The sequence below is a fragment of the Chitinophaga sp. Ak27 genome (genome assembly GCF_012726295.1).
Classification (GTDB): domain Bacteria; phylum Bacteroidota; class Bacteroidia; order Chitinophagales; family Chitinophagaceae; genus Chitinophaga.
Genome location: NZ_JABAOB010000001.1, coordinates 1,167,730 through 1,193,355 on the forward strand (window position 1 = coordinate 1,167,730; position 25,626 = coordinate 1,193,355).

Sequence of the window (25,626 nt, forward strand, 5' to 3'; positions counted from 1 at the left end):
CATGAAGAAATCATTCCTCATTTCCTTATTGTCTGTACTCCTGTTTTCACAGGGGTACGGACAAACAGGAAGAACCATCCTCCCCTTCAACGATGGATGGGCCTTCCGAAAAGGTCCGCTCATAGCAGAAAAGACACAGTCCGATACCAGCTGGCAAAGCGTAACCATCCCGCATACCTGGAATAATAAAGATATGCAGGAGGGCAAAAACTTTTACGCCGGCGAAGGTTGCTATCAAAAGCAATTTCCTGTAGCCACTTCACTGAAAGGAAAGCGCCTGTTCCTCCGCTTCGACGGCGTAGGCTCCGTGGCCGACTTATATGTCAACAATCGTTTCATCGGCGAGCATAAAGGTTCCTATGCCGCTTTCTGCTTTGAGATAACACACGTGGTGAAGTATGGAGAAGAAAATACTATCTTGGTAAAAGTCAATAATAAAGCCAGGGAAGATGTGCTGCCTGTCAACAACTTTCTCTTTGGCATTTTTGGAGGTATCTACCGGCCGGTCAACCTACTGATCACCAACGATATCAACATCACCACGACCGACTATGCTTCTCCGGGCATTTATATTACCCAGGAGCTGGGTAATAAAACAGCACAGGTAGGGGTAACTGCCAAGATCGAAAACAAACGCCTTTATTATACGCACGTACAGGTACAAACGGAAATAAAAGATCAGCAAAATAAGCGTGTATCCATTTCCGTTAAAGATGTCAACCTTAGTCCACAAGGACTGAACATCATCCGCCAGGAGCTACCGGTAATTCATCCGCATTTATGGAACGGGCTCAAAGATCCTTATCTCTATGCCCTCACTACTTCCATTATTGCCAACGGCAAAGTACTGGATGCCGTAACCCAGCCACTGGGACTGCGTCGCATCGAAGTGCAGGCGGGGAAAGGTTGTTTCCTGAACGGCGCAGCCTACCCGATGCATGGCGTTACCCGCCACCAGGAATGGCAGGATTGCGGCAATGCGCTCAGCAATACACAGCACAAAACAGACCTGGACCTGATACGCGAAATCGGCGCCACCACCATCCGCTTTGCCCACTACCAGCAATCAGAATACCTCTACTCCCAGTGCGATAGCATGGGCTTCCTGATCTGGGCGGAAATACCTTTCGTTAATAACTTCTCCGGGAAAGAAAGTGAAAATGCCAAACAGCAACTCACTGAGTTAATCCGGCAAAATTTCAACCACCCGGCCATTTACGTATGGGGTATGCACAATGAAGTATATGCCAAAACACCCGACGACTATGTGGCGGTACTCACCCGTCAATTGAATGACGTGGCTAAAACCAATGACCCTGGCCGGTATACCGTGGCGGTAAGCGGTTATGGCGAAATGAATCGCCCCGCCAACCTGTCCACAGACATCCAGGGTATGAACCGTTACTTCGGCTGGTATGAAGGCAAGATCGGCGATATAGAAGGCTGGGTAAAAGGACTGGAAAAAGATTACCCCGATTATAAACTAATGCTAACGGAATATGGCGCCGATGGGAATATTCATCAACATACCGATAGCCTGGTAACAGACTTTGACCCGGTAAGCGGGCAGGTATTTCCGGAAACTTATCAAACAGCTACACACGTGCAACAATGGGCAGTGATAGAAAAACATCCGTATATCACCGCTTCCTATTTATGGAATATGTTCGAGTTTGCTGTACCCATGTGGAACCGAGGCGGCGTGAATGCCCGCAACCTGAAAGGCCTGATCACCTACGACCGTCAACAGAAAAAAGATGCTTTCTACTGGTATAAATCCAACTGGAACCCGGCGCCCATGGTATATATCGCCGAACGCCGCAACAATATCCGTCACCAGGCCCACGTAAAGGTAGAAGTATTCAGCAACCTCGGGCAGGTAACCCTTCGGGTAAATAATAATGCGCCGGTTGCCGGTCATACAGGCGCTAATAAAAGAGATTTTATCTTTGATGATATTACTCTTCAACCCGGCGACAATACGATCACTGCCACCGGCGCCTATAACGGCAAAGCCTATACGGATACCATTACCTGGACACTTAACTGATCATGATGCAAAAAACATTCAGTACTATAGCCACCAGCGCCCTCCTGTTATTACAGCTGCACGGCCACACACAAACGAATCAAAGCATAAGAGACACGCTCCCGCTGGAACACGGCGCCCACCGCATTGGCAACAGAACAGATGCCGACATGGCCCGGTGGCGATCCCAACGCCTGGGGCAATTCATTCACTGGGGACTATACGCCATTCCGGGTGGCGAATGGAAAGGGAAAACCTATAACGGCGCCGCCGAATGGATACGTTCCTGGAAGGAGATGCCACAACAGGCATATGATAACCTGTATAAACAATTTAACCCGGTCAACTACAAACCGGAAGAATGGGCGCAGCAAGCCAGCGATATGGGCGCCCAATACATGATCATCACCACCAAGCACCACGATGGCTTTTGCCTGTGGCCCAGTAAATACAGTAAATATACCGTGGCTGCATCTCCCTGGAAAAAAGATGTTATTGGTCCCATGGTAGATGCCTACAATAAAAAGGGAATTGATGTATACCTGTATTTTTCCATCATCGACTGGAACCAGGCCGACTGGCGCGCTGCATTAAAAACGCCGGCAGACTCCGTTGCCTATCAACGGTTCAAGGTATTTGTAAAAAACCAGTTGACCGAATTATTACAGCGATACCCAACGGTAAAAGGTTTCTGGTTCGACGGCACCTGGGACGACTCCTGGAAAAATGACGGGGCATTTTCCGATGAGCTGGAGCAATACCTGCAACGGCTGCACCCTGGTCTCATCATCGGCAGCCGTTTACGTGCCGATGAAAAAGGCGCCCGCCACTTCGACTCCAATGGCCGCCTGATGGGTGATTATGAACAGGGCTGGGAACGTAAGCTGCCGGAAAGATCATCTGACGTACATGGTAACGACTGGGAAGGTGTAATGACCATTCCTGAAAACCAATGGGGCTACAACGCCAAATGGGCGGGACATATCAAATCATCCAACGAACTCATTGAAATGCTGGTGAAATCTGCTTCGCTGGGCGGTAATTTCGTGATCAACTTCGGCCCTAAAAGTGATGGCACTTTCCGTGCAGAAGAAGTGCAGCGCATGCAGGAAATAGGCCGTTGGATGAAGATAAACAGCAGCGCTATCTACGGTGGTACAGATGCCGGCTTCGCAAAACAGGACTGGGGATATTATATCCGCAAATCCGGTACAGACAGCGTGTACATGGTGGTTTGTAATGTACCCGTATCTGGCAGCTTGCGGGTAAAGCTCCCTGCGCAAACTACGTTGGTAAATGTGACTTCCCTGGAAAAAAATATCATCAGCGGAACACCGGAACTGATTGGCAAAAATGAATACTTTATTCACCTGGATCATAAAAACCAGGAAGCTCCATTTGTAATCTTGTTGCAAACCAGCAAGGAAAACCGGGATAACAGCAACTTTGAAAAAGCAAAAACCTGATCACGCAAAGAGGTAAAGGCGCAAAGCAACAAAGAGCTTCGCGCCTTTGCTGCTTTACTCCTTTGCGTGCCGGTTTAAAACTGTAGCCGCAAACTGCCAAACAGTCCAAAATTACCAGCATGGGATGCATTCTTACTATTGGGATATAATCGCCATACAGCATCCACACGGAAAAATTTAAAGATGTTATCTATCCCCGTACCTACTTCGGTATATACATTTCCTTTAAGAGAGCGCATGCCATAGTCCGAAAATTCAATATGGTTAAAGCTCCGGTTGCTGGGCGACATACTGCCGACTACCGTCTTCACGTTCCAGAACTGGCGCACACCGGTTCTCCGCATAAAAGGCAGCAGGTTTAACAGTTTCCGGTCGAAATGATGTTCGATATTAATCCCTGCATATTGGTCGCTGAAAAACTCGTACTTGTTCATCAGGCTAAACGACTGCTTATTGTAATAGTATGTTTCGTTGCCGGGGTGCATCTGCAATAACATAAAAGGCAACCGGTCGCCGAAGATCTTTCCACCGTACACCATGTAACTGAGTTGCCCCCAGTTAGGCAGCTGAACCTGCTGCATCAGGCTTACGTTCACCTTCTGGTAGTTATACCGGCTGTCGAGGATACCGGAAGGCGCCAGCGCATAATTCAGTTCCAGCACGGGTTGCTGGCCGCGTATCCTGCGTATCTTCCGGAAAGTGTGGATTTCCTTTTCTCCCGGTGCATAACGGAGATTGAGTTGCATCTCCATATTCACCAGGTTATTTCTTTCTTCTCCCTGGCGCAGGAACATTTTATGGGAAGGTAACGGATCAAAAGTGGTGTAGGCACTATGTGACACGGCTCCCTGTATGGAAAAAGTGCCGGCAATCTTCTTCATGGCCAGCAGTTTAAACTCACGTTGGCGTATAAACTTTTGTGGAATGCCATGCCGCCGTACCAGGGCGCCGAATATGTTATCCAGGGATACCTCTTCGCCGTTAAATCCGCGTTGGTTATTATCAAGATCGTCTTTATACCAGGAGGCAAAGCTCCATCCTGTTTTAGGCAATTCGTATGTTACCGCCATTTTGCCTTTCATGGCTTTGTCTTTGCTGCCGTAGGCCAGGTAGCCGAACAGGCGCAGATTCCGGTTAAATTCAGGCGTGGTGCCGAGGTCGAAACGTAATCGCATCCCTTCAATACGGTTACGACTGATCCATTTATACCAGGGGCCTATCTCCACTTTACCCAGCTTGATATGTCCGTCTACCAGGAAGGTGAAAGTATTGCTTAACCGGGTAAAGGCGGGCATCGATTTCAGCGTATCTACCAATGTGATAGCGTGCAGTTCATTTTTACTCAGGGGATCGGGGCGGTGCTGACGTAAGTATTCCTTACCTGCCGTTAAGGCCGTGTCTGCGATCAACACTTCTTCCGCTTTTTTATTGGCCATTACTTTGCCGGCAATATCGGGTGCATTTACCCTGATCTGTTGATATTGCGTGGTTTTCCGGCCAATAAAAGTAGTTTTCTCGTTGCCGAGCGGCGCCAGCTCCACAATAAATTTATCTTTCGTCACTACCCAATCTTTTTCATTCAGTTGGGCAAATTCCTGTATGATGTCGAGTCGTTTTACAAAGTTGATATCCACAGCGCCCGACACCGACAAACTGATTTTCAGCAATGCCCAGCTATGGCTGTTGACCCAGCAATCACCCGAGAAAAGATTTTCCCCTTCCCGTTTCGGCGTAAAGGCAAGATGGAAATAGGATTGTCCATTCAGCTGTATGGTATCCAGTCCTTTATAACGATAGTACCGGTCGCCGTTTTCGCTGACGGGGCTGATAAATTCCCGTTTGAATATCAGCATATAGTTGTTGTAGGTATTAATTTTCTGGTTGATGCCACCGAGGTATTCCATCACCGATTCATTTTTAATACCGCTGGTATGCAAAGCTTTGATTTCTTCCCGTATCCGGGGAGGTGTGCCGGCCACATAATAATCTGATACCGATTCGCCGAGAAATACCGGCAGGAAAGGCTTTTGTTCAGAAGTGCTGTCCACCCGATCCAATACGAAGGCAAAAGGTTGTAACAGTTTATTGTTGGCCAGTCGTTTCCGGTTAAAATTAGCCAGGTCGAGTTCCAATTTATTGTATAGTTCGGCGTAGTAGTTATTATAATGGCGGGGACTATTTTCCACTTTATGCGCCACTATTTGCCGCCACCAAACCAGGCCGCGGTCCAGCTTTGCTTTTACTTCCACGCCTTTGTTCATCGTAGCTTCTAGTTGCAGGATCAGCTCCGTATTGTTGTACGGATGCTGCATGGGCAGGTATTTAACAGCATATCCTACGTAGCGCGCCACCAGCGTATCTGCCGGGCGGCTACTTGGTTTCAGCTTAAATATGCCGGCATTGTCTGTCATACAGCCAAAGCCGGCAGCTTTCCAGTAAACGGTGGCGAAGGGCAGTGGTTCCTGCGTAAATTGATTCACCACTTTTCCGGTGATCCCAGGCGCAGTTTGTCCATATACTGCGCCCGAAATCCACCACAATAACAGGCACATTACGCCCTTGCGGGTACAGTTGTAGGTAAACGGCATCAAGTCCAATAATTTCCTTAAAAAAGAAACAGCACAATCGTTTATATGACGTGCAAGACGTCACTTCCCCCCCATACCTTTTAACTTTTTCCTATCTTCGAAAGAAAAAAGGTTATGATAGCATTCTTAGGCATGGGCCTCCTCGGGTCAAATTTCGTAAGGGCGTTGATTAATAAAGGGAACAGTGTGCAGGTATGGAATCGTACCACCTCAAAAGCCACTGCACTGGAGGCTTATGGCGCCAAAGCATTTGCAGACGTAACGGCGGCCGTGAAAGGTGCAAGCCGCATACATATTACATTAAAAGATGATCATACAGTAGATGAGGTACTGGCAGCGGCCGCTCCGGGGCTTCAACCCGGCGCCGTGATCATAGATCATACTACCACCTCTGCTGATGGCGCTGTGCAAAGAACAAAGGACTGGAAAGCCCGAGGCTTTACCTATCTCCACGCACCGGTATTTATGGGTCCGCAGAATGCCCTGGAAAGCACCGGGTATATGCTTGTTTCCGGCAACCAGGAAGTAGTGGCCACCTACCTGCCGGTACTGAAAGAAATGACGGGCCAGGTAATCAATTTTGGCGACGTAGAAGGGAAGGCCGCGGGCATAAAACTGATCGGCAACAGCTTTCTCGTGACCTTAACCGCCGGCCTCGCAGATACATTGTCGCTCGCCAAAGCGTTGAACATTCCTCTCAGTGATGTGACGGGCCTCTTTGGCGAGTGGAATCCCGGCAACGGCCTCGCCGCCCGGATAAAACGTATGACTTCCGGCAGCTACGACAACCCTTCCTGGGAGCTGAATATGGCGCGGAAGGATACGCAGCTGTTTATCGACGCTGCCAATAAAGCGGGCGTTCCCCTGGCGGTACTGCCAGCTATTGCCAAAGAAATGGATCAATGGATTGCCAAAGGGCATGGGCAGGAGGATTGGACGGTGATTGGAAAGAACAGTATTTAAAAGTGATCATAAAAGCAGGGCCTCCGGTATGATGAATATCGGAGGCCCTGCTTTTATGATCACTGTAACGTTTGCGGCTAACTATAAAAGTGTATAACGAGGACGACTATACGTTAATCTGTTAATCTTGCTGTAATACTACGTTATAGGTAGATGGAATATAAGTAGTAGCCTTAGGAGTCGTAATCATCTGTACATTCATGCTGCCGGGAGGTGGTGGCATCAACTTATAGTGAATAATAGCGTCGGTCCCTGAAAACACGATACTGTTCACCAGCAGGTCATAACCACCGGTAGGTTTTTCTCCAGCTGAAAGCTCCACACTTTTCACTTTATCATTTACCGGTTTGGTGGTATACGTAATTACTTCTTTACCGGCATTATCATTTTCGGCGGCACCACGGTGTGACTTTACAAAATCAGCGGCGGCTTTCACCATTTTCGTAGCCTCTGCTTTGGTGATATAGGCTTTGGGCCGGAAGCTGCCATTTTCCAGCGTAACCACTTTGTACTTGCTGAGCGATTGTACGGCCTGCAACCCTCCTCCGGTAAAGGATTTTTCGTCTTTGATGATCACCCAGTTCATTGTTTCAGGGTATGGACCGGTAGACTTTATCGCTTCAAACAGGGCCAGGGCAAACTGTTCCCGGGTAGCCGGCGACTCGGGATTCAGCGAGCGGCCCGATTCTATGCCATTGTTGGCGGCAATAATCAGCGACGATGCATAAGACGCTTTATTATTCGCTTTCGCGAAGTAATCGGTGGCCTTAGGCTCCTTGATAAAGCGGATATTATCAATGTTTAATCCCAGTCCTTTTACAATAAGGTCGATACCACTGCCAAAGGAAATGCGTGACTGGGGCTTGGGGGCTACTGCTTCCACCGCTGCTTTGTCTTTACTGAAAAGCGCATCAGGGTGTATTATTAGCAAAAATGCCGGAATTGCTACTGCCATATATAGCTTCATAAATAGGTGTTTTTCGTGATGCAAAAGTAGGAATTTGTAGTTATTCTACTTTCATTCCCGATACATTCCTGATACATTTTAGCGAAATAATGAGCAGATCCGGCTAACTACCGGCAGTTTTCACGCCTAACTTAGCCTCTCTAATAAGCGCTGAACAGCAAGCATGAAGAAACGTATTGCTATTTTTTCCACGTTATGGCTCGGTCTTTCCTGGGGTAACCCTGTAAGCAGCCAACAAGCCACGAACTATATTTTTAACCGGGCGCCCTTATATCAAAAGCCTTTTACCGAATTGCCCATTGGGGCAATCGCGCCCAAAGGATGGTTGCGGCATATGCTGATACAGCAAAAAAATGGCGCTACCGGGCAGCTGGATAAACTGTATCCACTGGTAATGAACCAGCGCAATGGCTGGCTGGGCGGCGATGGCGATCAATGGGAACGAGGTCCTTACTGGCTCGACGGACTACTGCCATTGGCCTATATTCTGCACGATACGGCACTTATTGCCAAAGTTAAACCATGGGTGGAATGGTCTATCCGAAGTCAACAGGCCAATGGCTATTTTGGTCCGGCAAAAGACTATCCCCCTGAACCCGGCATACAACGGGACAATAGCCGCGACTGGTGGCCTAAAATGGTGATGCTGAAAGTACTGAAACAATACTACCAGGCCACTGCCGATCCCCGCATCATTACCCTGTTAACCCGCTATTTTCGCTACCAGCTCAAAGAATTGCCCCAGCACCCACTGGATCACTGGACGTTCTGGGCGCGCTATCGCGCCGGAGATAACCTGATGGTGGTGTACTGGTTGTATAATATCACCGGCGATGCTTTCCTGCTCGACCTGGCGGAACTCATCCACAAACAAACATTCGATTACACGCAGGCTTTTTTACATACCAATCTCCTGTCTACTCCCGGCAGTATTCATGGCGTAAACCTGGCCCAGGGCATGAAAGAGCCCATGATTTATTACCAGCAACACCCCGACAACCAATACCGGCAAGCCACCCGCAAAGGCTTCGACGACCTGCAACGCTTCAATGGCATGGCCCATGGCCTCTATGGCGGCGATGAAGCCTTGCATGGTAATAACCCCACCCAGGGATCAGAGCTATGCACAGCAGTGGAAATGATGTTTACATTGGAAAGTATCCTGGAAGTTAGCGGGGAAGTAAGGTATGCCGACCAGCTGGAGAAAATTGCGTTCAATGCACTACCCGCACAGGTAACCGGCGACTTTATGCAGCGGCAGTATTTCCAGCAGGCCAACCAGGTAATGGCCACCCGCCATATCCGTAATTTCGATGTAAATCATAGCGGCACCGATGTATGTTATGGCTTATTATCAGGGTACCCCTGCTGTACCTCCAACATGCACCAGGGCTGGCCTAAATTAGTGCAACACCTCTGGTATGCCAGCGCCGACAGCGGCGCAGCCGCCATGATCTACGCTCCCAGCGAAGTGAAAATAAACGTAGGCCCGCAACATACACCCGTTACCATTACCGAAACCACACAATACCCTTTTGAAGAAACGGTCACGTTTATGATACAAACCCGTAAAAAAGTGCGCTTCCCACTTCACCTGCGCATCCCTGCCTGGTGCAAAAAAGGAACGGTTAGCATCAACGGGAAAACCTGGCAGGAAGTGACCGGCAACCAGGTAGTACCCGTATTACGGGAATGGGCCTCCGGAGATGTGGTAACCCTGGAGCTGCCTATGACCATTCAACAACCTACCTGGTTCGAAAATTCGGTATCGGTAGAACGGGGCCCGGTTACCTATGCGCTGAAGATCGGAGAAGCGGTGAACACTGTTAAAAACACCAAAGATCCACTGGATTATGGCGATACTTACCAGGAAGTACGGCCCACCACCCCCTGGAACTATGCCCTGATAGCCACGCCCACCGATCAATTGGCAGCGCAATATAAGGTAGTTAAAACCGGGACACTGGCCGACTCGCCCTGGAATCAGGCTAATGCCCCTATCTCCATTACCACCAAAGCCAAACGTATTCCGTCGTGGCAGTTATATAACGACATGACCGGTCCCATCCCCTATAGTATTACCTACGGTATGGAAATGGGAGAAGAAGAAGAGATTACACTGATACCTTATGGTTGTACACAATTGCGCATTGCACAGTTCCCGGTAGTGGGAAGATGAGAAATCCTTACTTTTTAAATTTATTTATTTTTAGGAACCAGTTTCGCCTGCCAGTTAGTTTTCAGGTTCAGCTCCACCTCATGCTTGGTTTCTGACAACACAAAGAGGCTACGGATCTTATAGATATTATCAAGTCGCGATAATTTCGTGAGGTTAAACACTTCATAGGCCTCCATGTCTGCTACCAGCACTTTCAGCAGGTAGTCGAACTGCCCGTTCATTTTGTAACACTCCATCACCTCCGGAAAAGAGTTGATCTTTTGCTCAAACGACAGCAGGCGGTCGTGTCCATGCTCCTTCAGCGTAACGCTGGTATAGGCCACCAGGTTCTTACCCAACTTATGTTTATTGAGTACGGCAATATATCGCTGGATATAGCCTTCTGCCTCCAGCCGTTTTACTCTTTCAAATATAGAAGTAACAGACTTACCTAACCGGGAAGCAATCTCTTTATTGGTTGTCCTGGCATCTTCCTGCAATATGTCCATTATACACATATCAATCTGGTCAGGTATGAAAGTCATGGGCGTATTTTTATCAAAAATAGGAATATGGCTACTGATTCAGAAAAAAAGTCTGTTATAAGCATCCTTTTTAGTTTTCTTTTCGCTTTTGTCCGAATCCTTATCGTGGCACCGTTACATGGTCTAATTTGCTGGTAACAAAAACACAACCACGTTCGGAAGACTTAAGTTATCCTTCCATATTTTTTATTCACTAAACTCATTTTTACATGAGAGAAAGTATTGTACTGCCGCTTGAAGCGGTGGGCATGGACGCTATTGCCCTGGTAGGAGGCAAATCGGCCTCATTGGGCGAAATGATTGCTAACCTCTCCAAAGCCGGCGTAGCGGTGCCTTCCGGGTTTGCCATCACCACCAACGCTTACTACGAATTCATGAAACAAAGCGGGCTGGAAGAATTTATTGCAGAACAGGTGGCTACCGTCGATTTCAATGATATCATTACCCTCCGCCGGGCGGGGCAAAAAATCAGGCAAGCCATCAGCAGCACCCGGTTTCCCCATGAACTCAGCCAGGAAATTATTGCCGCCTACTATGCCCTGTCGCAGCAATACGGGCAAGACCAGACCGACGTGGCCGTGAGATCTTCCGCTACTGCGGAAGACCTTCCCGATGCATCCTTTGCGGGTCAACAGGAAACTTTCCTCAACGTAAGGGGCCCCGCAGCATTGATCGATGCCGTAAGAAACTGTTTCGCTTCCCTGTTCACCGACCGTGCTATCAGCTATCGCCGCAACTTTGGATACGACGATTTCAGCATAGGCTTATCTGTATGCGTACAGAAAATGGTACGTGCCGACCTGGGCGCTTCCGGGGTAGCTTTTTCTCTCGACACAGAATCCGGGTTTAAAGATGTAGTGGTAATCAACGGCTCCTGGGGGCTGGGAGAAATGGTGGTGCAGGGCGCCATATCCCCTGATGAATTTATCGTATTCAAGCCTTGTATGCAGGAAGGATACACCCCCATTATTGAGAAAAAAATGGGCGTGAAGGATAAGAAAATGGTGTACGGCGAAAGCAGCGATCAACGCACCAGGATTATCCCGGTGGAGAAAAAGCAGCAACACCACTTCTGTTTAAATGATAGGCAAATCATGCAACTCGCCACGTGGGTACGTTGTATTGAAGACTACTACTCTGAAAAGAAAGGACGCTGGTGTCCAATGGATATAGAATGGGCGGTAGATGGACTTACTAATGAACTGTATATCGTACAGGCCCGTCCGGAAACCATCCACTCCCGGAAAGATCATAACCAGATATCTTCTTTTGCCATTCACCATAATGGCTCCCTGCCTAAAGTATTGCTGAAAGGCATCGCCGTAGGCGATAAAATTGCCGCCGGCAAAGTAAATATTCTCTTTTCCCTCGACAACCGTTTAATTACAGGCAGTGAATTTAAACCCGGCGACATCCTGGTCACCGACATGACAGATCCCGACTGGGAGCCTATCATGAAAATGGCTTCCGCTATCGTTACCAACAAGGGCGGGCGTACCTGCCACGCGGCTATCGTAGCCCGTGAAATGGGCATACCTGCCATTGTTGGCTGCGGCGATGCTACAGAAAGACTCAATGCCGGCCAGGAAATCACTGTCAGCTGCGCAGAAGGCAGCGACGGGATTGTATATGAACATATACTTCCCTTCCGGGAAAACCACCTGGACCTGTCTACCCTCCCGGCTATTCGCACACCGCTGATGCTGAACGTAGGTTCTCCCGGCATGGCCTTCTCTTTTACCCACCTGCCCAACAAAGGCGTGGGACTGGCCCGGGAAGAATTTATTATCAACAACTACATCAAAGTGCATCCGCTGGCACTGCTCAAACACAAAGAGCTCAATGACCCGGAACTGTCGGCACAGATTGCACAGCTGATGCAGGGATATGACAACGAAGCAGACTTCTTCGTGAGTAAACTGGCTTACGGCATTGGAAAAATTGCCGCCGCCTTCTACCCTGAGAAAGTCATCGTTCGCTTCTCTGATTTCAAAAGCAACGAGTATTTCAACCTCTTAGGAGGTAAATACTTTGAGCCCACAGAAGAAAATCCCATGATTGGCTGGAGAGGCGCTTCCCGCTACTATTCCGCCCAATACAAGCCTGCTTTTGAACTGGAATGCAAAGCCATTCAAAAAGTAAGACAAACCATGGGGCTTAAAAATGTAGTAGTAATGATCCCATTCTGCCGGACTATAGAAGAACTGCAGGCGGTGCTGGCCACCATGGAATCGTTCGGACTACGCCGTGGCGAACACGGTCTGGAAGTATACCTGATGGCAGAATTGCCTTCCAATATTATGATGGCGGAAGAATTTGCCGCCCTCATAGACGGCTTCTCGATAGGATCTAATGATCTGACACAGCTCACACTTGGTCTCGACAGGGATTCCTCCCTTGTGGCCAATATTTATAACGAGCGCAATCCGGCAGTGCTACGCATGATCACCCACCTGATACAGGTAGCTAAACGTATGAAGGTAAAAGTAGGTATCTGCGGACAAGGGCCTTCCGACTTCCCGGATTTCACTAAATTCCTGGTATCACAGGGAATTGATAGTATTTCAGTTACACCAGATGCCGTCATAAAAACGGTGATGGCGATTCACGAGGCGGAGAAATAATACACCAAAACAATCGCGCTGATGCAATGCAGCCCAATTAACGAGGACCGGTATCAATATACCGGTCCTTTTTCCTATCAACGATTATCATTTCATCTGTTCCTACTATCACAAAATCCATGCTTTATACCACAAAAGTAAAGAGGAAGGAATACCTGCATATAAGCAGCAATATTCATTTACATAGGTAACACTACCTATATGGCAACATTACCCAGGTAAATGAACACTATTACCTATGCGCCTTACCTTTTGCTATCCCTAGTTTTGTGTACGTTAATATTTTCCATATACACAACAACAGGACATGAAAAAATTACTCACCATCAGCATCGTGTTGACACTGGCAGCCTGGCTGATGTGGGAACGGAAGCCTGCCACGGTGTCCGATCCCAACCTCCTGTTTTCACAGCAGGAAATGAAAAAAACATATGTGGAAATAGTAGAGATAAAAGAAATGTCTGGCGAGGTAAGGGAAGGCTATAAGCGGGGGCTAATGAAGCTGCTGAACGAGATGAAAGAAGTAGACTTCGGCGCCGAGCTTAAAGATGGCGTCCGCAATAAGAACGTATTTGTAAACCCCGAATACGAAAAGAAGCCTTACATCTGGAAAATGTGCTACTGTGCGGCTCCGAAGCTACGCACACCGTACAGCAATTTTTTTTACAGTGGAGCCAGGAACTGAATTAATGCCTACCTCGGCATATTGATCACCTCCAGGAATTGTTTCAAATAGGCGTCCCCGATAGGAATGCTGTGAGGGCCGGTAAAAATACGTTGTCTTTCTATGCTGTCTATTTTATCCAAAGAGATAATATACGACTTATGCACCCTGAAAAACCGGAAAGGCGCCAGGATTTCCTCGAAACTGCGCAGGTTCTGCAAGGTGAGTATTTTCTGGCGACTGGTTTGTATCGCCACGTAGTTGCGAAGCGCTTCCACGAAGAGAATATCTTTCAGGTCTACACGCACTATACGCTTGTCGGTGCGTACAAAAATATAATCAGTGCCGGCGGGCTGGGATATGGCGGGTGTACTTTTTGCCAGCACCCGCTGTACTGCCCGCGCAAAGCGGTCGAATGATACTGGTTTCAGGAGATAGTCTACCGCCTCCCGGTCAAATCCTTCCACAGCATACTCGTCATATGCCGATACGATCACAATCTGCAAGCCCGCAGGCGCCAGCTGCATCAGCTCTATCCCACTAAGCTCCTGCATCTGGATATCCAGGAATACCACATCAACTTTCTCCTGCTTCAGAAACTGCAATGCTTCCAATGGATGATGAAAGGCTTTCAACAGCTGAAGGTCCGGCGTTTTATTGATAAACGACACCAATACCTGGGCCGCCAATGGTTCATCATCTACCACTATACACTTTAAAGCCATATCATTACCAGTTAATCACTAAGTTACTATAATATTCATTGCCTGAATCCCGGATCTCCAGCTGGTGACGCCCCGGGTAAATCAATTGCAACCGTTTCTTCACATTATCCAACCCGATTCCGCCGGTTTTATCCCGCTGATGGCCGGAAATATGGTTATGCACCCGGAATACCAATTGTTGATCACTACACTCCAGCGTTATAGTAACGGGCATTTCCGGCCGGTTACTCACTCCATGTTTAAAAGCATTTTCTACAAAAGGTACCAGCAATAAAGGCGCTATCTGCTTATCCGGCAACCGAGCCGGGATATTAAACACGGCCCCCGCTTCACAACCGGTACGGAGGCGCTGCAAGGTTACAAAATCCTGCAGATAATGGATTTCAGCGGACACCGGTCCACGGTAGTCAATATCAGAAGGCTGATCCACCATGTACGACAGCAGGTCTGTCAGCGTTTTATTGGCCTTTACCACTTCCGGCGACCCCATCAACGCCAGGGAGTAAATGCTGTTTAAACTATTGATCAGGAAATGTGAGTTTAACTGCATCTTCAGAAATCCTGACTCTGCCTGTAGTTGCTGCTTTTGCAAAATAGCTCTGCGTTTATCTTCTGCCAGCCACCATATAAAAAAACGGTAGAAAAAAGCAGCCAGCACCACCAATACCCCGCTCCATAAACTGCTAATAGCGTACTCCGTGGCAGTAACGTATATATCTACCCGTTGCCTGTTTTCTATACGATACCCACGGTATAGTACATCTTTCGGAAAACAACCAGCAGCAATGGTATATTTTATGATAACGAACCCGGCAAATACCGGTAACAACTTCCCGACAAAAGATTTCCAGTTCCTGTTTTGCAGGAATGGGGTAACTACCCATCGCAGGTAAATATAAAACTGGGCAAAGTTGATCAGGCCAAATACACCATCGTTAATGTTGATATTGCGCATACTTTCCGCTGTATAATTTCTTAACAGCAAAAAGCTACCTACATACATTAATAGCATCCATACCAGCAGCAGGAGCAAAAATTCACGGATATGTGTACGCGTTCTATCCATGGTCGGGAAACAGCCGAATATGTTGATGAATGCTTTTTTGATGGGGCGCCGCGAGTGATAATGCTACCACGTGTTCACTGCAAGTCAATTCAATGGTAATAGAACCGGCTACCTCGTTCCATTGCTGCAAACCAGCTTCCAGGAACTGTTGCAGGCGTAGCCCTTCAATAGTACCCAGCGAAGCTTCACCCACGGTATGTAGCTGCAGGAGTTGCTGAGGATGAAGTAAGTTGCGTAGTTCCACATAACGTTCAAAGTGAGTTAATTCCTTTTTTAAAGGCACCCTTTCCTTCTCCAGGGCTTTATCATACAACATGTATCGCAACAGGTCAGACAAGATCAGAATAGCCTTGGTACCTTCGTGTTCTCGTTTTTGCTCATCTTCCAGCACGGGGGTGAGTAGTTGCAAATGATGCAACAACTGCCTGGACCCTTCCTGCATGCGATCATACCTGGAGCGGGCCTGCGTAGCCGCTGTAGCCAGCATCCTGTCTTCCGGCTCAGTATTGCGCCATTGCAGGAAAAGCCGGTAGCCATAGGCCAGCAGCGATACTCCCAGTCCAGTTCTGATGGTAGCTGGCAAGTATTCCCGGAAGGACATATAGATTTTAGGCACGCCGGTTAACGCGATCATCCGTTGTAATATCTGGTCGGGGAACAAGTAATAGCCCACGAGGAACTTAATCACTGCAAACAATAATATTATCAACAACGTACCCACTACCCCTTTGGCGTACTGGCGCTGCTTTACCGGCGATGGTAACCAGGTAAACACCAACACATAAAAAAGGTGAAAATTGATAAATCCATAGGCGACATCATGCACTAACACCCATTTCAGCCCAACAGCAGAAGGCCAGTTGACCCGCAGCTGGGGAAACGCGTATAGTCCCAATAACGCCATCCAAATGGCGAGATGTATGAAATAACGATATGACGATTTCAATAATATCATTGTTAACAGGGCTGAAGATACTATATGCCGCAAAGGTTTCGCTATAAAAATCCGCTTATTTTTTTCGTCCTTCCCATTGGCTGGTTCGTACTTTTAAAAAGGCAGGTCATACAAGATTTTACGTCCTCAGTGGCGGGCCTCTGCAGCTAACTGGCCTACAACGCGTTCATCCCTTTCAAAAGGGAGAATGTACATAAACGTACCCTGTATGTCCATTATTCGCGGCGGGATATACCCGGCGCTGTATTTTGCTGCTACGTTCATAATAACTTAAATCACTACCAATAATGAAGAAAGCAGTTCTTGCCTTATCTATGCCACTGGCCATGCTGGCCACACCTGCCGCCTTGCTGGCACAGCAAAACAATGTGGTAAAATCCATTACTGTTCATGGTAAAGTAGCGTTTACAGATCCCAAAGTGGAAGTCAACAAAGTATGGTTATCCAAGGACAACTTCAGCGGTAAGCCACAAGTGGTGGACTCCTGCGTACTGGGAAAAGACAATACCTTCACTTTTAAAATCAAACAGGATCACCAGGGCATCTACAGCATAGACGCGCTGCATTGGGACCACGCCACCTTCTGGAGCGATGCCGATGTGAAAGTGGAAATGAGGGGATATGATACCGCTTTCTTTAAAGTAAAAGTTCCGCACTACAACTATGTGGATGGATCTTATGACAACAACTACATCAACCTGTCGGTACTGAACAACGAATTATACTACCGCCGCATGATAGATGAATACAATATGGAGTATTACGCCAAAAAATACGCAGACAAGGATACTACCTGGTTTGATTATATGAAAAATCACAAGAAGTATAATCCTATGCGTGAAGATGTCAATCAACGCGAGGAAATACTGAACCGTGCCTATGCCGACAGACCCGTAATGGTATATGGTTTGCGAGGGATGGCCAGCACAGAGTCGTCTGCGCAGTATGACAAAGCCATGGCCGCATTGGAAAAACTGATTATCCGTTATCCATGGTTAACAGAAGCCAAACAATTAAAGCAAACCATTATTACCAACCGCGCACAAGCCATGAAGCTGAAAACCGGGCAGCCCATGCCTGCTGTGAAATACCCGGATGCCAACGGTTCACTTGCCGGACTGGAAAAATACAAAGGTAAATACCTGCTGGTAGATTTCTGGGCAAGCTGGTGCGGTCCTTGCCGCCAGGCTATTCCAAAAGTGAAAGAACTATACGAAGCTTATCACGCTAAAGGCTTCGATGTGGTAAGCATCTCTATAGATACCGATAAAAATGCCTGGAGAAAAGCCATGAAGGAGGAAGAAATGCCCTGGGAACAACTGCTCAGCGACAACAAAGATAAAACGATGGAGCAGTTCCAGTTTTCCGGTATTCCTACCTTGTACCTGGTAGATACAGAAGGAAAAATTATGGAGCGTTTCACCGGGTTCGGTACTGATACCGAAACTAAAATTAAAGAGGTGATTTCCCGCGGCACCAAAGCCAGCGCTCCTAAAGCCGCCGCTGCCATGCCTATGAGCAGCTTCTAAGCTGGCAAAAACCAACCACTTATATAAAAGGACGTCTCAAAAATAAATGAGACGTCCTTTTTACACTTTAAAAATACCCAACTGATTTGGGCGGCCAACAGATCTCGCCATTTAGTCAAGCACTTTCCTGTAAAGGGTTCCCCGTTTTAAAAATATTTCCCTCTCCCCACTACGTAGTTTGTTCTTCACAAACGTATTACTCTATCAGCTGTACATAATGTGAAACAATGTTGAATAAATGATTGATCAAGTTTATCAAATAAACTATCAATCGGAAAACCGACACACAGCCCTTCGGGGGCTGTTCCCGATAGCCTGTTACCATACTTCCAACCTTCGATTTTAATGACACGTGCAGGGTGACATCGAGACGTCTGTTACGCTTCGTCATGAAAACATCGGCCAGGATCATTTTAAAAAACCCTTATAATTCCACTATGAACATGAAAAAGATCTGCTACACATTACTATTTACTATTTTTCTCCTGGCAGTCTTGCAGGGCTTACATGCGCAAACGTATACCTGGAACCAGGTCCGGATAGGCGGGTCTGGCGCGCTACCCTCTTTTGTACCGCACCCGAAGGTAGCCGACCTCTATTTCATCACCACCGATGTAGGTACTCCTTACCGATGGAACAAGAACCTGCAGAGATGGGAGGATTTAATGTTATTCAAAAAGATGCCTGTTAACTACTGGGGCTGGGAATTTAGCCAGCGCTGTGGGAGTATTGGCGTTGATCCCAATGATTCTACCGGTAACATCCTGTATGCTACCGTAGAACACATAGCCGGATCCGGGCCCGGTAAAGGTACCAGTGCCGGCACTATCATGAAGAGTACAGACCGGGGCGATTCATGGACGGATTTGCATGTACCTATTTGGGTAAGTCCCAACAACACACAGGCTTATGGCGACCGTATACAGGTAGATCCGGCCAACAGTAATCGGGTATGGGTAGTAACCGACCAGACCGGTGCCTGGAAATCGGAAGATGCCGGCGCTACCTGGTCGCAGGTAAGTTCCATTACAACATCGGGCTACTGCTCCTTCCTCCTTTACGACAAAAGTGCAGGTACCATTAACCTCAATGGCGTAAATGTCAGCAAGCGGATTTATATTGGTCGCGCCACAGGTGTATATGTATCAAATGATGGTGGTGGTTCATTCAACCTGATGAGCAATAGCCCCTTATATCCCATCCGGGCTACGATTCATGCCGATGGGACCCTGTACATATCTGCCGGCGCTGAAAACCTGCCAAAGGGCGTATTCAAGTATAGGAATGGCACCTGGCAAGACATCTCACCGGTAACTTTAGAACCTGATCCGGTAAAAAACGACCGGTTTTTCTCTAAGGTGGCCGTAAGCCCTGCCAATTCAGATTACATCATTGTAAGCACCCGTGGCTCCTGGCAAAAAGATCCCTATTATATTTCCAAGAACGGCGGTGCCCTGGGCTCTTATACGCAGGGGCTCATCACCCGCGATAATACAGAAGCGCCGCATTCAGCGAATGATGGCCTGCCGTATAATGACCCAGGACATAATGCCATCGCGTTTACGTGGGATCCTTTTTATCCCAATAGGGTATGGATCAACGACCTGCTGGATATACTTTCTACCGATAACATCTCCGATGCCACTAACAACTGGAAGGTCCGTGTAGTAGGATTGGAAGAAATCATGGTAACCGGTCCTATGCTGTGTCCTCCCGGCGGCAAGAACGTTCTCCTCACTGCTACAGCAGATGTCGGCGGCGGTCATCATCGTTCCCTGACAGAGCCATTATACCAGGGTGCTGTTTCCAATACCGTGCTGCACAACAACGTCTTTGGCGCATTCAATATGAACGGTATAGCTTTCCAATATACCGATCCCAATTTTATCGTGCGCGCGGGCTCCGATGGCGCAAATACCTCCAACATCAGCGACTCACGTTCGGGCTATTCCACCGACGGCGGCGATACCTATACCCTCTTCCCAAAATCACCGGGTTTACGCGGACGTATGGCCGTATCTGCCGATCGCCGGAATATTGTCTGGCTCACGCAAATGGATGGCAATAACCTGGGCAACGTTTACTGGTCGTCTGACCTGGGTACCAGCTGGACTAAATCTACCGGCCTTTCTTCCGGGATCTTACCCGCAGGCGGGCAGTGGATGGTATATCCCGGTGAAAACCACCTGGCCTCGGATAAAGTAAACGGCGACTATTTTTATGTATGGGACCGGGGCGGCTTTTTTGTTAGCTCCGATGGTGGAAAATCATTCGCGCAAACCGCTGCCGCCGGGCTTACCGCCAATGGTGGCAATAATTCCAATGGCTCCGCTTACGCCACTACCTCCAACGTGGAAACAACGCCGGGAAAAACAGGGGATGTATGGATTGCCTATCACAATGAAGCCTATCCTCAGAACAGTGCGCTTTATCATACCACCGACACTGGTAAAACATTCGTGAAAGTAGGTGGCGACAGTATTAAGCCGAAATGGGTAGCAGTGGCCATGTCCGACACTACCCCTACTGCACATGTGACTTTGTTCGTCACCAGCCAGGCCGTTCCTATCAATGGTATTTACTACGGTGCCTTCCGCTCGGATGATACCGGCCGTACCTGGACTACCATCCTGGACCGCTTGCCGGGGGTAGCGCCAAGCATTGCTGCCGATAACAAAGGTAGAATGATTATTTCCGCCCACGGAAATGGTATCTATTTTGGTGCACCGATAGGCGGCCCTGTGCAGTCGGTCGAAATCGTCAATCCTTCCTCAGATACCATTGTAAAGGGATACGCCATAACACTGAATGCGAAGCTGACACCAACCTATCCTACCAATCCTTCCGTTACGTGGAGCTCTTCTGATACGGCAGTAGCAAAAGTAGATCCCTTCGGAAACGTAAAGGCCCTCAATGCAGGTACTGTCATGATCACGCTGACCTCGGTCGACGGCGGAAAAACAAATACGCGGCAGCTGGTCGTCATTCCGCCTACCATATCCACTGGTGTTACGATAGACAGTATTGTATATGGCACCATGAATACGCCTAAACAAATAGCCGTGGCCATTATACCGGCTAATACTACCAATAAAACCCTGCATTGGTCGATAGCGGATACCACTATTGCCAAAGTAGATGCCAGCGGCGTAGTAACCGGCTTTAAGACGGGTACGACTACCCTTGCTATTGCTGCGGCAGACGGCGGCTTCACCAAAACCGTGCAGCTGGTGGTAAATACAACGGTAATTGCCATCAATGCAGGAACTACCGGTAACCCGGCAACACCTTATCAGAATACCAATGTAGGTCAGTATATACCTGAAGGCATAGCCGGTACGGATAAATTATGGCATGCAGGATATACCGGCAACGTTAAAATTACCGCAACAGTGGACCTGACCCTGGTAACATCGCCTGCTCCCCGCCAGGTATATGAATACATGCGCATCTCCAGGTATAATCAAACACCGATGCGTTATTATTTCCGCAACCTGATTCCCAATGCCAACTACTCCATACGGTTACATTTCATTGAACCCAGCGATGTGGATAAAGCCAACCGGTTATTCAGTGTAAAAACAGCCGGCGATAGTCTCATTAACTTCAACCCTTACCAGGCGGCAGGCAATAAGCTGAATACCGTGGTGACACGCACCCTGGAAGCCAAATCAGACAACCAGGGTTTATTAGCCGTGTTCTTTTATCCAAATGGCGTTATCAACGGTCCATACACCGCTTCTATAGCCGCCCTTGAGGCAAATATTATCCCCCTGCAGGGAATCAATATTTATTCAGATAGCAGCAATTTGTATGTAAGCTATAAAGACACGCTGAAACTCACAGTTACACCAGCCAACGCCACTAACCGGAACCTGGTATACAAATCCTCTAACGACTCCATTGCTACGGTAGACCTGAATGGAATCGTAACAGGAAAAAAAGCGGGCACGGTTACCATCACGGCCACCTCCGCAGAAAGTGGCTTCACTGCTACCAAAACATACCATGTCATCTACATACCAGTTACCACGTTAACGTTAGATAGCACCTCCGCCAATGTATTTGTAGGAACATCGCTGCAGCTGAATGCAACCATCAGTCCGGCCAAAGCCAGCAATAAAGGCGTGATATGGACCTCTTCAGATACCACCCTGGCTACCGTTAGCGCCACCGGTCTTATCAGCGGCATCAAACAGGGCGATGTGATCGTCAAAGCTACATCGGCAGATAACCCGGCAATAACTGCACAAGCCAATATCCATGTAGCCAATGTACTGGCCACTGGTTTAGCGTTCCAGCCATCTTCCGTTACCATTGGCGAAAGAGATACGATACGCGTAAACGTTTCCTTTATACCCGCCAATACCTCCATCAAAAAAGTGACCTGGAGCAGTTCCAATGCGGCATTGGCGACCATCGACAGTGCAGGCGTGATCACTGCCCTTAAACAGGGTACGCTTACCATTACCGCCAATACGGTTGACAACTCCGGGGTTTCAGCCGCCGTGCCGGTAACGGTAGTGCCATTTGATTCCTGTGGCGGTATTCCCAACTATGGCTTTGAAAGTGGTATGGTTAACTGGTTAACCTATAAAGATACCACGCTCACTCCGGGCGCCGTATACGCAGTTAGTGGAAAAGGCCACTCCGGCGACAAGGCAGCCACCATGGGTTACACCACTGCCAAAACCGCTTTAAATGTACAAGGCGCCATACCGGTGAGAGGCGGCAGTATCATCGTATTTACCCAATGGATTAAAGTAGAAAAAGATGTCATAGGCTATCCGTGGTGGGCTGGTTATGGCGTTGGTTTCATTGATAGTACCGGCGCAGCAACGGGCAATGCTGGTTATCAAAAACAGGTGGATAACGTAGGAGCATATCGCGACAACTGGGCCCAGATAAGAGATACCATCAATGTGCCCGACAGCGCCACCGGGCTTACCTACTGGATAGCTAAAACCGGCACCGGCACCCTATGGGTGGATGATTATTGTATAGAAGTGTTAAAAACAAATAAATCGGCTGTTTATGGCATCAACGCCGGTACCACCAACACGCCTCCGGGCCCATATGCCAATACCACCTTTGCGCAATATGTACCGGAAGGTCCTACGGGTACAGATAAACTGTGGCATGCCGGTTATACCTGGGTACAAAAGGTAGATGGCCCGGTGGATGTATCTCATGTAGTTGATCCTGCTCCGCCACAGATATACGAGTATATGCGGGTATTCAAAGATAACGTAACCCAAATGCGTTATTACCTGCGCGGCCTTACGCCTAATGCAGTTTATGCCATCCGCTTACACTTCGTGGAGCCACAGGATGCACAGAAAAATAACCGGATATTCAGCATAAAAGCCACCAACGGCCTCGACAGCCTGACCAACTTTAATGTATACCAGGCAGCCGGTAATAAGTTGAATACGGTTGTTATCAAAACCATCCGGGCAAGAGCCAACAGCACAGGCCTGATACAGGTATTCTTCCATCCTAAAACAGGGCAGTATGATCCTTACAGCGGCTCCATTGCGGCGATCGAAGTACGGACGACCTTCCCCGGAGATACCTTGCAAAGTTTGAGCGAAAATTCCGGTACGATGGTAGTAGGCGATGACAAATTAAGTACGCATCCTACACTGGATTTTACCACCAGCATATATCCGAATCCTTCCGGTGGTGCATTTAATGTAAGGATGACCTCTTCTTCGAATGCTCCGGCATTGCTGATGATTGTTAACACCGCTGGCAACACCGTTTATTCTGCCAGGATAAATGCCGGCGCCTATTATCAGCTTGGCCAAAACCTGACACCGGGTATTTATTATATCCATGTCAGACAGGGTACACAAAGCAAGACGATCAAAGTAGTAAAACAATAATTTTCCCCGGCATCAAAGAAGAGGCTGTATCATAATCAAATGGTACAGCCTCTTTATTTGTGCTATTGTCTTAATTATCCCACCACACCCTCGTGCTCTGGATGGCGGTTTGTTGTGGTTGTGCATTTGTTATGATCTCGCTCTGCGGGTATAATAACCGCCGGGGGATGTCTATCAATGCACCGTCTACCTTCTGCAGTTTTGGGAAACCTGTTCTCCTCCAGTCGTTATACGTTTCAAAATTGAAGATATTAGCCACCGCTTTTTCTTCCATAATCAGCTGCAACGCATTGCCAGCCGTTAGTTTACGGCTGTTCACATACGCAGTCGCCGCAGCGGAAGTGGGATCAATACCCAATTTAGACAGATGAGCATTGATAGCATTTACATATACCGGCTGTGCCGCGGCATAACCGCTGGTGATCAGCAGCGCCTCTGCCTGTATGAATAGTGCCTCCGTATAATTGAATATATAATTGGAAGAGGCTTTGGCGCCGTAAAATGCAGCAGGGTAAGCATAGCTGGCCAGGTCGCCGGTGGGCGTACCAATTTTTCTACCGGTATACAATCCTGTTGCAGTGGCAGGAGCAATCATCTTTGATAACCGGGGATCGTTCCGGTTACGCAATGAATCTACCAGGGTGGCATTCATCACGCAAGTAGTTACCGGCGTAAAGGTGAGATACCAGATATTTTCTGCGCCTGCAGCACCTGCATAACTAAACTTAAGATCGTCGTCGTTGGAAGTCATGCCATTCTTTAAAGCGGCTATCGCATTTTCTGCCTGCGTTTTGGCAATATACCCGGGCGCTTTGGTAAGATGTATATAATACCTGGCTTTCAACGACCACGCGAGCTTACGCCAGGCGCTCATATTGCCGTTGTAGAAGTAGTCGTCACCAGCAGGACTTTTGGGACTGCTGTTCTTATCGATGTTGGCAATGGCATCGCTGAGCAGCGATTGGATACTTTTGTAGATATCTTCCTGTTTGTCGTACGGCACGGTGAAAACACCGCTGGTAAATCCTTTTGAATAAGGAATGTCTCCCCAGAAATCGGTGGCAGTACCGAGTGTGTACGCAGTGAGTATTTTGGCAATGGCCGCATAGTTCCAATTGTTATTCGCTTCTGCCTTTTTATTCAGAGTAATCAGGTTGTTGAGCGAGGTAACGTAAAAGTTAGACCAGTCGCCATCCATATCAATATTAAACAGCTGGTAACTGCCCACATAAGGATTCAGCTGGTTGGCAGCTATATTCTGTACATAGTTCTGTATAATGATCCCGGCATTACCGCCTTGTATATTGTCGGAAATATTCAGTTCTGCCGACGCCAGGATCAAGGACTCCTGCACATCCACCGGGTTGTTGGGATCTTTGTTTACATCCAGGAATTTTTTACAGCCCTGTAAACAAAGTCCCCCGATCAGCAGTATATAAAAAGACTTTCTCATGTTGAT

At 47.9% G+C, this 25,626-nt stretch carries 15 protein-coding genes; 8 read left to right on the plus strand and 7 right to left on the minus strand.

Annotation, left to right across the window (positions count from 1 at the left end; all coding sequences use genetic code 11):
- Position 1 precedes the first annotated feature (1 nt).
- Both HGH90_RS04540 and HGH90_RS04545 read left to right on the plus strand, forming a co-directional pair.
- A complete protein-coding gene (locus tag HGH90_RS04540) occupies positions 2-2,050 on the plus strand; it encodes a glycoside hydrolase family 2 protein (RefSeq protein WP_169190480.1) in 2,049 nt (682 codons plus the stop codon).
- 2 nt (positions 2,051-2,052) lie between these two features.
- Positions 2,053-3,495: an alpha-L-fucosidase gene (locus HGH90_RS04545; RefSeq protein ID WP_169190481.1), complete on the plus strand. Its 1,443-nt coding sequence runs from the start codon at positions 2,053-2,055 to the stop codon at positions 3,493-3,495.
- 74 nt (positions 3,496-3,569) lie between these two features.
- Here HGH90_RS04545 and HGH90_RS04550 read toward each other — a convergent pair whose 3' ends face one another.
- Positions 3,570-6,083, minus strand: a complete 2,514-nt coding sequence (locus HGH90_RS04550; protein WP_169190482.1) for a DUF5686 and carboxypeptidase-like regulatory domain-containing protein — start codon at positions 6,081-6,083, stop codon at positions 3,570-3,572.
- A 114-nt stretch (positions 6,084-6,197) separates the two neighbouring features.
- Between HGH90_RS04550 and HGH90_RS04555 the strand changes: the two genes are divergently transcribed.
- Entirely contained in the window at positions 6,198-7,046 is an 849-nt protein-coding gene (locus tag HGH90_RS04555; protein WP_169190483.1) for an NAD(P)-dependent oxidoreductase, read from the plus strand.
- A 121-nt stretch (positions 7,047-7,167) separates the two neighbouring features.
- Here the strand turns inward: HGH90_RS04555 and HGH90_RS04560 are convergent, their stop codons facing one another.
- Positions 7,168-8,013, minus strand: coding sequence for a protease complex subunit PrcB family protein (locus HGH90_RS04560; RefSeq protein ID WP_168763831.1), 846 nt, complete (start codon positions 8,011-8,013; stop codon positions 7,168-7,170).
- 163 nt (positions 8,014-8,176) lie between these two features.
- On the opposite strand from HGH90_RS04560, the gene HGH90_RS04565 reads away from it, so the two are divergent.
- A complete protein-coding gene (locus HGH90_RS04565) occupies positions 8,177-10,192 on the plus strand; it encodes a beta-L-arabinofuranosidase domain-containing protein (RefSeq protein WP_168763833.1) in 2,016 nt (671 codons plus the stop codon).
- A gap of 20 nt (positions 10,193-10,212) precedes the next feature.
- On the opposite strand, the gene HGH90_RS04570 is transcribed toward HGH90_RS04565, so the two are convergent.
- Complete coding sequence (locus tag HGH90_RS04570; RefSeq protein ID WP_168763835.1) at positions 10,213-10,716, minus strand: Lrp/AsnC family transcriptional regulator; 504 nt, start codon at positions 10,714-10,716, stop codon at positions 10,213-10,215.
- A 209-nt stretch (positions 10,717-10,925) separates the two neighbouring features.
- Here HGH90_RS04570 and ppsA point away from each other — a divergent pair, with 209 nt between their 5' ends.
- Both ppsA and HGH90_RS04580 read left to right on the plus strand, forming a co-directional pair.
- The gene (gene ppsA / locus HGH90_RS04575) at positions 10,926-13,340 is read left to right on the plus strand and encodes a phosphoenolpyruvate synthase (protein WP_169190484.1); all 2,415 of its coding nucleotides are present in this window, start codon (positions 10,926-10,928) and stop codon (positions 13,338-13,340) included.
- Between the two features lie 307 nt (positions 13,341-13,647).
- A complete protein-coding gene (locus HGH90_RS04580) occupies positions 13,648-14,025 on the plus strand; it encodes a hypothetical protein (RefSeq protein WP_169190485.1) in 378 nt (125 codons plus the stop codon).
- 8 nt (positions 14,026-14,033) lie between these two features.
- On the opposite strand, the gene HGH90_RS04585 is transcribed toward HGH90_RS04580, so the two are convergent.
- The 3 genes from HGH90_RS04585 to HGH90_RS04595 are packed head-to-tail and all read right to left on the minus strand — an operon-like array spanning position 14,034 to position 16,741.
- Positions 14,034-14,729 (minus strand): LytR/AlgR family response regulator transcription factor, encoded by a 696-nt coding sequence (locus HGH90_RS04585; protein WP_168763840.1) that lies wholly within the window; start codon positions 14,727-14,729, stop codon positions 14,034-14,036.
- 4 nt (positions 14,730-14,733) lie between these two features.
- A complete protein-coding gene (locus HGH90_RS04590) occupies positions 14,734-15,795 on the minus strand; it encodes a sensor histidine kinase (RefSeq protein WP_169190486.1) in 1,062 nt (353 codons plus the stop codon).
- A complete protein-coding gene (locus tag HGH90_RS04595) occupies positions 15,788-16,741 on the minus strand; it encodes a histidine kinase (protein ID WP_169190487.1) in 954 nt (317 codons plus the stop codon). Before HGH90_RS04595 ends, HGH90_RS04590 begins: the two co-directional genes overlap by 8 nt.
- 296 nt (positions 16,742-17,037) lie before the next feature.
- On the opposite strand from HGH90_RS04595, the gene HGH90_RS04600 reads away from it, so the two are divergent.
- Positions 17,038-18,279 (plus strand): TlpA family protein disulfide reductase, encoded by a 1,242-nt coding sequence (locus HGH90_RS04600; RefSeq protein WP_168763846.1) that lies wholly within the window; start codon positions 17,038-17,040, stop codon positions 18,277-18,279.
- Between the two features lie 443 nt (positions 18,280-18,722).
- Positions 18,723-24,167, plus strand: coding sequence for an Ig-like domain-containing protein (locus tag HGH90_RS04605; protein WP_169190488.1), 5,445 nt, complete (start codon positions 18,723-18,725; stop codon positions 24,165-24,167).
- Between the two features lie 70 nt (positions 24,168-24,237).
- Here HGH90_RS04605 and HGH90_RS04610 read toward each other — a convergent pair whose 3' ends face one another.
- Complete coding sequence (locus HGH90_RS04610; protein WP_169190489.1) at positions 24,238-25,620, minus strand: SusD/RagB family nutrient-binding outer membrane lipoprotein; 1,383 nt, start codon at positions 25,618-25,620, stop codon at positions 24,238-24,240.
- Positions 25,621-25,626: the final 6 nt, after the last annotated feature.